The sequence below is a fragment of the Methylobacterium sp. BTF04 genome (genome assembly GCF_010692745.1).
Classification (GTDB): domain Bacteria; phylum Pseudomonadota; class Alphaproteobacteria; order Rhizobiales; family Beijerinckiaceae; genus Methylobacterium.
In genome coordinates, this window is sequence record NZ_JAAHTB010000024.1 from 28767 (window position 1) to 41329 (window position 12563).

Below are 12563 nucleotides of genomic sequence, written 5' to 3' on the forward strand. Positions count from 1 at the left end.
CTCTCGCGCAAGGCGAGACGGGCACGCACCGACGGCACCAGACAAACTCGAACGACCGGAATCCCGCCATGGCCGATCAGACCCCTCCCCGCACCTACGAGACCCCGCCGGCCGAGCGCCCGATCACCGAGGCGGAAGCCGCCCGGTCCGCCGGGCTCGCCCATAACGAGCACATCAAGATCGCCAGCGGCTACCTGCGCGGCACCCTCGCCGACGGACTTCTGGCGCATGCCACCGGGGCGATCTCCGAGGATGACGGCCAGCTCGTGAAGTTCCACGGGATGTACCTGCAGGACGATCGCGACATCCGCGCCGAGCGCACCAAGAAGAAGCTCGAAAAGGCCTTCAGCTTCATGATCCGCCTGCGCATCGCCGGCGGCGTCGTCACCCCGAAGCAATGGCTGGCGCTCGACGACATCGCCACGACCTATGCGGGCTCGGCCCTGCGCGCGACCACGCGCCAGACCTTCCAGTACCACGGCGTCATCAAGTCGAACCTGAAGCGCACGATGGCCGCCATCGACGCGACCCTGCTCGACACCATCGCCGCCTGCGGCGACGTCAACCGCAACGTCATGGCGGCCACCAACCCGGCCCAGAGCGGCGCCCACAAGGTCGCCTACGAGCTCGCCAAGGACATCTCGGATTCGCTCCTGCCGAAGACCAACGCCTGGCGCGAGATCTGGCTCGACGGCGAGCGCGTGGTCGGCGGCGAGGACGCGGCCGAGATCGAGCCGGTCTATGGCCGGACCTACCTGCCGCGGAAGTTCAAGACCGTGATCGCGGTGCCGCCCTCCAACGAGGTCGACATTTTCGCGCACGATCTCGGCTTCATCGCCATCCTGGACGCGGCGGGCCAAGTCACCGGCTGGAACGTAACGGTGGGCGGCGGCATGGGCATGACCCATGGCGAGACCGACACCTTCCCGCGCACCGCCGACGTGATGCTGTTCTGCGAGCCCGAGGAGGCGATCAAGGTCGCCGAGGCCGTGATGACGGTCCAGCGCGACTGGGGCAACCGCAAGGTCCGCAAGAACGCGCGCCTGAAATACACCATCGAGCGCTACGGCCTGGCCGCCTTCCGGGCCGAGGTCGAGACGCGCGTCGGCCACGCCTTCCCCGACCCCAAGCCCTTCAGCTTCACCGGCAACGGCGACCGCTACGGCTGGACCGAAGGCGATGACGGCCGCCACCACCTGACGCTCTACGTCGCCTCGGGCCGGATCAAGGATTATCCGGATGGTGGCGCGCAGCTCCTCACCGGCCTGCGCCGCATCGCCGAGATCCACGAGGGCGATTTCCGCCTCACCGGCAACCAGAACGTCATCATCGCCAACGTGCCCTCCGAGAAGCGGGCCGAGATCGAGGCGCTGGTCGACCAGTACGGGATGACCAAGGGCGCCAGCGCGCTCCGCCGCAACTCCATGGCCTGCGTCGCGCTGCCGACCTGCGGCCTCGCTCTGGCCGAGAGCGAGCGCTACCTGCCCGACCTGATGACCGAGCTCGAAGCCAGCCTCGCCTCTCATGGCCTGCAGGACGACGAGATCACCATCCGGATGACCGGCTGCCCCAATGGCTGCGCCCGGCCCTACATCGCCGAGATCGGCTTCGTCGGCCGCGGCCCCGAGCGCTACCACCTCTATCTCGGCGCCGCCTTCGACGGCTCGCGCCTCGGCAAGCTCTACGCCGAGGACGTGAACGCCTCCGAGATCAAGACGCTCCTCGACCCGCTCTTCGCGGCCTACGCCAAGGGCAAGACACCGGGCGAGCGCTTCGGCGACTACCTGATCCGCGACGGCTACGTGACGAAGACCATCAACGGCCCGGATTTCCACGAGAAGACCGGGGCGCTCAAGAGCGCGGCGTAACGGCGGCCCAAATGCATCGACGGAGGGTTCGGGGAGCGCGCTGCGCCCACCGAACCCTCCATTGACGCCGTCGTCTCAGTCTCTCGCGGTGGAGATTGCGGTAGAGCCGATTCGATCCGGCGGGTGCCTCCCGCTGCAGACCGCGCAATGCAGCGCAGAAAAACCGTTTGCAGCGCACAGTATCGCCGGCGTTACGGCCACGCTTGTATTGCCTTTGCAAAAAGGAGGACTGGCGGTGAACCGTTGAGGCCTACGCCCGTTGTCTGGTCAGACGGCGGGGGACGCATCCATGGCCAAGCACGAAATCCTGAACTTCTTCGAGCATCGGCGCGATGGTGCGTGGATCTGCGTGAAGCCCTTCACCCTGACCACGAAGAGAAGCAGCGTCGATATCCGCCAGGGCATGCGCTTCGATTACGGAAAGCGCATCGGCGGCGTCGATCTCGCCGAATATCTGGAGCAGCTCGGCTCGCAATTCGGCTCCTAGACTGGCCCCGGCCCCGCGTATCGTGTTTTGACGCCGGGATGCCGGCCGCTTAGTTTCGCGCCATGAACATCGCAGCGGCACCAGTCCGCGACATCATCGACGACATCGCCCCCACCACCCGGTGCCGCATCCTCGCGACGGCGGAGCAGGCGTTTCGGGAGGTCGGCTACCAAAAGACGACGGTCGCCGATATCGCCAAGATTCTGCGGATGAGCCCAGCCAACGTGTACCGCTTCTTCGAGTCGAAGAAAGCCATCCACGAGGCCGTGCTCAAGCGCCTGATGGACGAGACAGAACAGCGCGTCGCCCTGGCGGCCATCGCCCCCGGCCGGACGGCATCGGACCGGATCACCAGCGTGATCACGCTGCTGCATGAGACGTGCGTCGAGCGCTGCAATGCCAATCCGCGCATGCACGAAATGATCGAAGCGGCGATCACCGAGAGTTGGGATGTCTGCCGTCGGCACATCGACCGGGTCGGATCGGTATTCGCCACGATGGTGACCGAGGGCGTCGAAAGCGGCGAGTTCACCGTCGCCAATCCGATCCTGGCGGCGGCGTGCATCCACACCGCGATTCTGCGCTATTGCCATCCGGCGCTGGTGAGCCATTACCCCGATGCCGGGGCACCTCCGGTGGCGGCGATGATCGACTTTCTGATCAGTGGGCTGCGCTCGCGGTCGTGAACTTTCTTCCCGATCGCTCCACGTATCCTGAGGCTCCGCTGCGCGGCGATGGCCTCAAAGGAGAGATCCAGGGATCGCGGAGCGTACTGGAGACCTCCTTCGAGGCCGCTGACGCGGCGCCTCAGGATGAGGTGGAGGGTGGGATCGCCCTCGGCCCCATCGCCCTTCACTGCAAGGTGACGGGTGGGATCACCCTCCTCCCAGCCTCCCCTCATCCTGAGGCGCCGCAGCGCAGCGGAGGCCTCGAAGGAGAGACCCAGGGATTGCTGTGAGCACTGGAGCCCTCCTTCGAGGCCGCTGACGCGGCGCCTCAGGATGAGGTGGAGGGTGGGATCGCCCTCGGCCCCATCGCCCTTTATTGCAAGGTGACGGCTGGGATCACCCTCCTCCCAGCCTCTCCCTCATCCTGAGGCGCCGCAGCGCAGCGGAGGCCTCGAAGGAGGGCTTCAGAGATCGCGGAGCGTACTGGAGCCCGCCTTCGAAGTCCCTGACGCGACGCTTCGGGATGAGATGGTGAGTGCAAACGCTCCGATCTGACCGAGTGCAGACCACCGCAAACCGGACCGATCAGCGCATTTCGGCGACGATAGCCTGCGCCATGGCGCGCGGATCGGCGGCCTGGAGGATCGGGCGGCCGACCACGACGTGGTCGATGCCGGCGGCCATGGCCTCTCCCGGTGTCATCACCCGCTTCTGGTCGCCCGCCGCACTTCCCGCAGGGCGGATGCCCGGCGTGACGATGAGGCGATCGGACCCGATCGCCCGACGCACGCCGGCCGCCTCGGCGGCGCTGCAGACGATTCCGTCGATGCCGATCTCCGCCGCCTGGGCGGCACGCCGGGCCACGAGCTCGGCCACCGGCAGGGCGTAGCCGGCCTCCGCCGCATCGGCATCGTCGTAGGAGGTGAGCACCGTCACCGCGAGGATCTTCGGCCCCGTGGTGCCGCGCGCCCGCACGGCGGCCCGCATGGTCTGGGGGTAGGCATGAACCGTGATCAGGGCGGGCCCGAGATCGGCGAGCGCCCGCACACCGTCCTCCACGGTGTTGCCGATATCGTGCAGCTTGAGGTCGAGGAAGACCTTGAGCCCGGCGGCGGCGAGGCGCGGCACCAGAGCGAGACCGCCCTCATAGGCCAGCCGGTAGCCGATCTTGTAGAAGGTCGCCGCGTCGCCGATCCGGTCAACCAGCGCTTCGGCCTCGGCCACGGTGTGGACGTCGAGGGCGACGATCAGGCGGTCGCGCGGGTCGGGGCTGGCGGGCATCGGCATCTCCATGGTCAGTGCCGAAACCGATCACGCGGGGCGCCGCCGCTGTCAACGTGGGGCCATGGTCCGGGCGACCTCGAGCTTGAGGACGGGAAGCAATTCGGCCTCGAACCAGGGGTTCGCCTTGAGCCAGCCGCTGTTGCGCCAGGACGGATGCGGTAGGGGCAGCACCCGCGGTCGCCGTGGCGTCTCGAGGATCGCGCGCCAGCGCCGCACCGTGCCGGTGAGGCCGCCCTCGGCGCGGCCGAGATGCCAGCCCTGGGCGTATTGGCCGATGACCAGGATGAGGTCGAGCTTCGGCAATCCGGCGAACAGTTCCTCCCGCCAGCGCTCGGCACATTCACGCCGGGGCGGCTTGTCGCCGCCCTTCGCATCGTAGCCGGGAAAGCAGGCGCCCATGGGGATGATGGCGAGGCGCGACGCATCGTAGAAGGCCGCCATGTCCAGGCCGAGCCAGTCGCGCAGGCGTATTCCCGACGGGTCCATGAACGGGATGCCGCTCTTGTCGGCCTTGTTGCCCGGCGCCTGACTGGCTACGCACAGCCGCGCCGTCGCCAGGCCCTGGATAATCGGGCGCGGCTCCTGCGGCAGGGGGGCGCCGTAGGCCGGGGCATCGCGGCAGATGCGGCAGGCCCGCACCGCTGCGGCGGTGGCGTCGAAATCGGTCTGGAGCGGCATGATGCAGGCGCAGATAGGCCGCGCCATCGCCGGTGGCGAGGGTCGCGCGGGAACGCAGGCGCGCTTGCGACCTTAAGGTCTCGGAGACGCGACCACGCGCCCTCCCCACCCTGCTTCCCCGCCCTGACCGGAGTACCCCATGCCCTTCATCGAGACCCGGGATGGCACGCGGCTGTTCTACAAGGATTGGGGCAGCGGCAGCCCGGTGGTGTTCCTCCATGGCTGGCCGCTCGATGCCGACATGTGGGAGTACCAGATGCCGGCGGTGACCGAGGCGGGCTTTCGCACCATCGCATACGACCGACGCGGCTTCGGCCGCTCGGACCAGCCGTGGAGCGGCTACGAATACGACACCTTCGCCGACGATCTACAGGCGGTGCTCGACCAGCTCGACCTACACGGTGTCACCCTGGTCGGCTTCTCGATGGGCGGCGGCGAGATCGCCCGCTATCTGTCGCGCCATGGGTCCGACCGGATCGCCAAGGCGGTCCTCGTCTCGGCGGTGACGCCGATGATGCTCAAGACGCCGGACCATCCCGACGGCGTCGATGCCCACGTGTTCGAAGGGATGATCGACGGCCTCAAGGCCGACCGGCCGCACTTCCTGGCGAATTTCGCAAAAACCTTCTTCGGCGCCGGGGTGTTCTCCTCGCCGGCCTCCACCGAACTCATGCACTGGACCTGCGACCTCGCTTTGCGCGGTTCGCCCAAGGCCAGTGTCGAGTGCGTGCGCGCCTTCGGGGCCACCGATTTCCGCCGCGACATGGCGCATTTCACGATACCGACCCTGATCATTCACGGCGATGCCGACCAGACCGCGCCCATCGCCGTCACCGGTCGCGCCAGCGCCGCCGCGATCCCCGATGCGCTCTTCACCGAATACGAAGGCGCCCCGCACGCGATCCCGTTCACCCATGCGGCGGAGCTGACCGGCGACCTGATCGCGTTCCTGCGCGGCTAAAACCGAAGGGCATCGAGCCGATCGCGACCCGGGCCGATGCTCCCCTATGGTTTCCCGCTCGACTGGATCGAACAGGTCCCACCCGTGACCTCATCCTGAGGCGCCGCGTCAGCGGCCTCGAAGGAGACCTCCAGTGCGCTCCGTGATCCCTGGAGCCCTCCTTCGAGGCCTCCGCTTCGCTGCGGCGCCTCAGGATGAGGCGGTGGGCGGGGCTCGGCGTTCCAACCAAGCGCCAGCCCGAGTCAGGCGCCCTTCAGCCCGCTCAGATCCAGCGGCAGCGAGCGCAGGCGCTGGCCGGTGGCGGCGAAGATGGCGTTGGAGATCGCCGGGGCGATCACCGGCACGCCGGGCTCGCCGATGCCGGTGGGCGCGGCCGACGAGGCCACGATGTGGACTTCCACCACCGGCATCTCGCTCATCCGGGTCGGCTCGTAGGTGTCGAAGTTCTTTTCCTGCACGACGCCGTCCTTGAGCGTGATCCGGTTGCGCAAGACCGAGGACAGGGCGAAGCCCACCGCACCCTCGACCTGGGCACGGATGATGTCGGGATTCACCGCGATACCGACATCCACCGCCGCGACGATGCGGTTGACCTTCACCTTGGCATCCTCCGCCGTCACGTCGGCCACCATGGCGACGTACGATCCGAAGGATTCGTGCGCCGCGACGCCGAGGCCGCGGTTCTTGTCCGACGCGCCCTTGCCCCAGCCGGCCTTCTCGGCGGCGAGCTTGAGCACACCCGACAGGCGCGGGGCGGCGGTCAGCATGCCGAGGCGGTAGGCCACCGGATCGGCGCCGGCCGCATGGGCCAGCTCGTCGACGAACACCTCCATCGCCTGGGCGGTGTGGGTGTGGCCGACCGAGCGCCACCACAGCACCGGCACGCCTTCGCGGGCGTTGTGGACCTCGAAGCGGTAGGCCGGCAGCGCGTACGGCGTATCGGAGGCGCCCTCCACCGAGGTCGAGTCGATGCCGTCCTTCACCAGCATGGTCTCGAAGGCGGTGCCGATCATGATCGACTTGCCGATCATCCGGTGTTCCCACCCGGTGATCGCCCCCTTGGCATCGAGGCCGGCCCGAAGCTTGTGGACCACCATCGGCCGGTAGAACCCGCCGGCCATGTCGTCCTCGCGGGTCCACACCAGATGGACCGGCGCCTTGCCGCCCGTCGCCTTCACGATGGAGGCCGTCTCGGCGAAATAGTCGGCACCCGGGGTCGCGCGGCGGCCGAACGAGCCGCCGGCCCATTGCGTGTGCAGGCGGACCTTGTCGGTGGTCACCCCCAGGGTCGCAGCCACCACCGCCTGCTCGATGGTCTGGATCTGGCAGCCGGCGAAGACGTCGTAGGTGCCGTCCGAGGCCCGCTCGATGGTAGCGTTGAGGGGCTCCATCGCCGCATGGGCGAGGTACGGGAAGGTGAACTCGGCCTCCAGCACCTTGGCCGAGCCGGCGATGGCGGCGGCGGCATCGCCGGCCTTCGAGGCCACGAGGCCGGGCGTCTTCACCCGCTCGCGGTACTCGGCGAGGATCGCATCGGACGAGCGCATCTCGGCGGCGCTGTCGTCCCACGTCACGCTCAGGGCCTCGCGGCCCTTCATCGCCGACCAGGTGTCGGTGGCGATGACCGCGACGCCGGTGGGGATCGTCACCACGTCGAGGACGCCCTTCACGGCGCGGGCCGCCTTGTCGTCGACGCGCTTCACCACGCCGCCGAAGCGCGGGGCATGGGCGACCATCGCGGTGACCTGGCCGGGCCGGCGAATGTCCATCGAATAGATCGCGCTGCCGTCGGTCTTCGCGTTGGAATCGAGCCGCTTGCCGGGCTTGCCGATCAGGCGCCACTGGCTCGGGTCCTTCAGGCGCGGCTCCTGCGGCACCGGCAGGGCGGCCGCCGCCTCGGCGAGTTCGCCGAAGCGCGCCTGCCGGTTCGAGGCGGCATGGCGGACGACGCCCTCCGCCACCGTGATCTCGGAGGCCGGGACCTTCCAGCGCTCGGCGGCGGCGGTCACCAGCATGGCGCGGGCGGCGGCTCCCGCCTTGCGCAGCTGATACCAGGAATTGGCGATGGCGGTGGAGCCACCGGTGCCCTGCACCGGTCCCATCAGCAGGTTGTTGTAGAGCGCGGCATCGGCCGGGGCGAAGGCGGTCCGCACGGTGGCCCAGTCGGCGTCGAGCTCATCGGCCAGGATGGTGGCGAGCCCCGTGGTGTTGCCCTGGCCCATGTCGAGGTGCTTGATCATCACCGTGACGGTGTCGTCGGCGGCGATGCGCACGAAGGCATTGGGTTGGGCCGCCCCGCCCGACAGGTCGGGGCCGGCGGCGCGGGCCTGGCGCGCCGGCGCCAGCGTGAACCCGATCACGATCGCGCCCGAGGCTATTGCGGCGCCTCCCAGGAAGGCGCGGCGGGAGGGGGCGGCGTCCGGGGTCCGAGCGACCTTCAGCATGGGGTGCTCCAGTTCAGGCGTGACGAGGCGGGAAGGGGAATCGGGGCTCGCACGCGCGCTCAGGCGAGGGTGCGGGCCGCCTCGTGGATCGCCGCCCGGATGCGCTGATAGGTGCCGCAGCGGCAGACGTTGCCGTCCATGGCGCCGTCGATGTCGGCATCCGTGGGCTTGGGAGTGCCGGACAGGAGCCCGATCGCCGACATCATCTGGCCGGACTGGCAATAGCCGCACTGGACCACGTCGAGGCCGCGCCACGCGGTGCGCACCGCGTCCGCCACACGGCCCGAGACACCCGCGATGGTGGTGATCTGGGCGGTGCCGATATCGCCGATCCGGGTCTGGCAGGCGCGCACCGGCTGTCCGTCGAGATGGACCGTGCAGGCGCCGCACTGGGCGATACCGCAACCATACTTGGTGCCGGTCTGGTCGAGACGGTCGCGCAGGACCCAGAGCAGCGGCATGTCGGGGTCGGCATCGACCTCGTGGGCAACGCCGTCGACGGTCAGTTTCAGCATCCCATGCCTCCCGGGTCGCATTCTGGAACGATGCTAATCGTCCGACGCCAGTCCCACGCGTGCGCCAACGCACCCTGCCGCTCCTGGCACTCCCGCGTGAGCGTCGATCACCGCATCACATTCCGACCCGGCCGGATGCCGATTCGTCGCCGAATCAAGGGCCTATCGCCAGCGTCCGACCCGGCGCAGGCGGGCACGTCGCCAGCGGAACGCGGCGCATTCGACCGATTCCGGCAGGCGGTTCTTAACATATCGCCGGCATTCTCCGGCCTGTCGTGTTCCGACACGTTCGCGGTCCGCTCGGCCGTCCGCGACGCCCTTTCGCGTAATCCTCAAGACGGTGATGCCCGATCTGACTGCGGAGATGATTCAGCGCGGGCGCGGCCCCTCCTCGCAGGAGGTGGCGCGGCGTCGCGAGGTGGCGCGGGACATGCGCTCGGCTCGCGAGCGGCTCACCTCGACGAGCGGGCTCGAGCGCGCCTTCGATTACGAGCTGATCCGCGTCTACGCCCAGTACCGCGACGGCGCGATCATCCCGCTGGCGCTCCTCGGGCTCGCGGTGGCCGGCATCGCCGCCCTGTGGGTGCTGCCGCCCATCGCCGTGGCCTGGGGCCTGTGCCTGCTCGCCTCCGTCTGCCTGTCGAAGCTGCTGACCCGGCGCTTCCTGCGGCAGGCACCCGAAGACGTGTCGGTGAAGGCGTGGCGCCGCGCCTTCATGGCCACCGAGATCATCCAGAGCACCGCCTGGGCCCTGATGATCCCGGTCGGCGCCGCCGGCGCGCGCACCTTCGTGTTGTTCGGGCTGGTGATCGTCGCGGCGGTGGCGACGATGCTGGCCGCGACCCTGCCGGCGGCGGCCCTGGCCGCCCTGCTGCCGCTCATGGTGGCGGCGCTCTCGCTGCTGGCGTTCTCGCACGACATGGACACGATCATGCTCGTGACCATGGTGGTGGGCGCGCAGGTCTTCTTCATGGGGCTGGCCCGGCGCGTCTACGCCTCCACCGTCGGCGCCCTGCAATCGCAGGCCGAGAAGGATGCGATCTTCGGCGAGCTCGAACAGGCCAAGGCCAATTCCGACGAGGCCCGTCGCCGCGCGGAGGAGGCCAACCTCGCCAAGTCGCGGTTCCTGGCCACCATGAGCCACGAATTGCGCACCCCGCTCAACGCCATCCTGGGCTTCTCCGAGGTGATGAAGAACGAGGTGTTCGGCGCCCACATCGCGCCGTCCTACAAGGAATACGCCGCCGACATCCACGACAGCGGCCTGCACCTCCTCAATCTCATCAACGAGATCCTCGATCTCTCGCGGATCGAGGCGGGACGCTACGAGCTCAACGAAGAGGCGATCCAGCTCGGCCACGCCGTCGACGAGTGCCGGCACATGGTCGGCCTGCGGGCGCGGAGCAAAAGCCAGACCTTCCACGAGTTCGTGGACGAGACCCTGCCCCGGCTCTGGGCCGACGAGCGGGCTCTGCGCCAGATCGTGCTCAACCTGCTGTCGAACGCGGTCAAGTTCACCCCGCCGGGCGGCGAGATCACGATCAAGGTCGGCTGGACCTCGTCCGGCGGGCAATATGTCAGCGTCAAGGATAGCGGGCCGGGCATCCCGGAGGACGAACTCGGCACGGTGATGTCGTCGTTCGGGCGCGGGTCGCTAGCGATCAAGACCGCCGAGCAGGGCTCAGGCCTGGGCCTGCCCATCGTCAAGGGCCTCGTCGACCTCCACGGCGGCAACTTCCAGCTGAAGTCGAAGCCGCGCGAGGGCACCGAGGTCATCGTCACCTTCCCGGCGAGCCGCGTGATGGACACCCTGCCGGCCCTCGACCTGCCGGGCGAGGCCCTGGAGACGACAGCCTACGACAAGCGCGGGCGGCCCGCCCGGGCGGCCTGAGCGGGCTACGGCTTACGCAGCAGATAGACCTGCCAGGTCAGCATCATGCTCGACGCCATCAGGGCGGCGTGCAGCAGGTGAAGGGGAAGCGTCCCGTCGGACATCGGCGCGATCCTGCGGACATGGCAGTGCCAGGGACATGGCAGTGCTAGGAGAGCGACGGGTCAAGCAACAACCGGGCCGAGCGGCGACACGGCGCCCTGGACGATCGCCCTCCCCTATCGGGTGCCGATGCCTTTCGCCGGAGGCTTTGGACGGGCCGATTCCGAGACAGCCGATGACCCGGAGCGGCACTCCACCCACTTGCGCAGGGTCTGTCTGGGCCGAAATCCCACCGCCGGGCCGCTTATGGCGCGTCCGGGACGGGCGGTGCGAACGCCTTGGCCAGGAGTAGCCGGGTCAGTGTCGCGAGCAGGTCGGTCTGGGTGACGATCCCGAGAACGCGCCGGTCCCCATCCGTGACCACGACCGCATGGGTATGGCCGTCGGTGAGGCAAGCGGACAACGCGACCACCGGTTGGTCCGGCCTCGCCGTGCTGGCCTCCACCATCGCTTGCGCGAGACCGAACGCGCCGCGCAGCGTCAGCTCGCGCAGGCCGAGCGTGCCCGCAAGCCGCCCGGCTTCGTCCACCACGGGCAGCGTCCGGATGTTGTGCGCGAGCAGAAGCTCCCGTGCCCGCGCGACGCTGCCGTCCAGCCCGATGGTGACCACGTCGCGCGACATGACCTCGCCGCAGGTGAGCTTGCCCTGCAGCCGCACGAGGGCGTGGCGTTCGACCTGCCGCAGCAGCCGGTCGAGATCGGCGCGGTCGATGTCCAGCGTCTCATGGAGCGCCAAAAGCGCGGCGTCGACGTCGTCGGGCGTAAAGCCGACCCGGATCGACGCAGGCAGATCTGTGGTGCCATGCGGGTTGGCCGGCATCGCAACGGCGACATGCGGATAGCTGCGGCGTGAGATCTTGTGGAACGCGATGCCGAGCGCGACCAGGATCACCGAGTTGACGCAGACGGGAAACAACGGAAACAGGAAGCCCGCCGAGGTCACGGACGGGCCGCCGATGAGCGCCGTCAACGCCGCTGCGCCGCCGGGCGGATGGAGACAGCGCGCCAGCGACATCGCCGCGATGGCCAGCGACACGCCGACCCCGATCGCCAGAACCGGATCCGGGATGAAATGGGCAGCCAGAACGCCCATGAACGCCGAGATCGTGTTGCCGCCGATGATCGACCAGGGTTGGGCGAGCGGGCTCGCGGGCACGGCGAACAGCAGAACCGCCGAGGCGCCCATCGGCGCGATGATGAGCGGGATGTGCGGTCCCTGACCGAAGAACCAGCCGCAGATCAGGCCGGTGAGCGTGATGCCGGCCAGCGCGCCGAGGCACCCGATCAGCCGCTCGCGCAGGGTGGCCCCGGCCAGGATCGGCCTGAACGGCCGAAATCCGAATCGGTTGCGCGCGTGCCGTTCCGGGCCGACGGTGTCGGACATCGCCTCGCGCCCCTCGCTCGCTCGATCCAGCGCCAAAGCCGCCGACCGCGCAGGGCGTCTGCCCTGATTTCCGGCGCGCCGCCCTGGTATACCAGGGACAGGTTACGGATTACCGGCGGAATTGCAACATGCATAGGCAGGTTGCCTGCGCAGTGGGCAAAGCGCAATTCGGGGGCGCGACAGGGCTGTCGCCGCTTTGGAACCTGTCAGCGAGCGGGCCGGAGATGCGGAGGCGGGTCTCTCGGACCGTGCGCTTGATCGCTTGGGTCCCTTGCGCTCGA

11 protein-coding genes are annotated in these 12563 nt (G+C 68.9%); 6 read left to right on the forward strand and 5 right to left on the reverse strand.

The window, feature by feature from the left end; translation table 11 throughout:
- The first annotated feature begins 68 nt into the window (after window positions 1–68).
- The 4 genes from G3T14_RS15010 (at window position 69) to G3T14_RS15025 (ending at window position 3313) form a co-directional block, all read left to right on the forward strand.
- Complete coding sequence (locus G3T14_RS15010; protein WP_163643348.1) at window positions 69–1868, forward strand: NADPH-dependent assimilatory sulfite reductase hemoprotein subunit; 1800 nt, start codon at window positions 69–71, stop codon at window positions 1866–1868.
- A 289-nt stretch (window positions 1869–2157) separates the two neighbouring features.
- A complete protein-coding gene (locus tag G3T14_RS15015; RefSeq protein WP_163643349.1) occupies window positions 2158–2355 on the forward strand; it encodes a hypothetical protein in 198 nt (65 codons plus the stop codon).
- 62 nt (window positions 2356–2417) lie between these two features.
- Entirely contained in the window at window positions 2418–3041 is a 624-nt protein-coding gene (locus G3T14_RS15020; RefSeq protein ID WP_163643350.1) for a TetR/AcrR family transcriptional regulator, read from the forward strand.
- Entirely contained in the window at window positions 3038–3313 is a 276-nt protein-coding gene (locus tag G3T14_RS15025) for a hypothetical protein (RefSeq protein WP_163643351.1), read from the forward strand. The genes G3T14_RS15020 and G3T14_RS15025 overlap by 4 nt, the downstream gene beginning before the upstream one ends.
- A gap of 295 nt (window positions 3314–3608) precedes the next feature.
- On the opposite strand, the gene pyrF is transcribed toward G3T14_RS15025, so the two are convergent.
- Both pyrF and G3T14_RS15035 read right to left on the reverse strand, forming a co-directional pair.
- Window positions 3609–4304, reverse strand: a complete 696-nt coding sequence (gene pyrF, locus G3T14_RS15030; RefSeq protein ID WP_163643352.1) for an orotidine-5'-phosphate decarboxylase — start codon at window positions 4302–4304, stop codon at window positions 3609–3611.
- Between the two features lie 51 nt (window positions 4305–4355).
- The gene (locus tag G3T14_RS15035) at window positions 4356–4985 is read right to left on the reverse strand and encodes a uracil-DNA glycosylase family protein (protein ID WP_163643383.1); all 630 of its coding nucleotides are present in this window, start codon (window positions 4983–4985) and stop codon (window positions 4356–4358) included.
- Between the two features lie 139 nt (window positions 4986–5124).
- Between G3T14_RS15035 and G3T14_RS15040 the strand changes: the two genes are divergently transcribed.
- Window positions 5125–5946 carry an alpha/beta hydrolase gene (locus G3T14_RS15040; protein WP_163643353.1) on the forward strand — a complete coding sequence of 274 codons (822 nt, stop codon included), beginning with the start codon at window positions 5125–5127 and terminating at the stop codon, window positions 5944–5946.
- A gap of 242 nt (window positions 5947–6188) precedes the next feature.
- Here the strand turns inward: G3T14_RS15040 and G3T14_RS15045 are convergent, their stop codons facing one another.
- The gene (locus G3T14_RS15045) at window positions 6189–8390 is read right to left on the reverse strand and encodes a xanthine dehydrogenase family protein molybdopterin-binding subunit (protein WP_163643354.1); all 2202 of its coding nucleotides are present in this window, start codon (window positions 8388–8390) and stop codon (window positions 6189–6191) included.
- Window positions 8391–8449: 59 nt separating this feature from the next.
- On the reverse strand, window positions 8450–8905 hold the full coding sequence (locus G3T14_RS15050) for a (2Fe-2S)-binding protein (protein ID WP_163643355.1): 456 nt from the start codon (window positions 8903–8905) through the stop codon (window positions 8450–8452).
- Between the two features lie 343 nt (window positions 8906–9248).
- On the opposite strand from G3T14_RS15050, the gene G3T14_RS15055 reads away from it, so the two are divergent.
- The gene (locus G3T14_RS15055) at window positions 9249–10796 is read left to right on the forward strand and encodes an ATP-binding protein (protein WP_163643356.1); all 1548 of its coding nucleotides are present in this window, start codon (window positions 9249–9251) and stop codon (window positions 10794–10796) included.
- Window positions 10797–11142: 346 nt separating this feature from the next.
- On the opposite strand, the gene G3T14_RS15060 is transcribed toward G3T14_RS15055, so the two are convergent.
- Window positions 11143–12282: an HPP family protein gene (locus tag G3T14_RS15060; RefSeq protein WP_163643357.1), complete on the reverse strand. Its 1140-nt coding sequence runs from the start codon at window positions 12280–12282 to the stop codon at window positions 11143–11145.
- Window positions 12283–12563 lie beyond the last annotated feature (281 nt).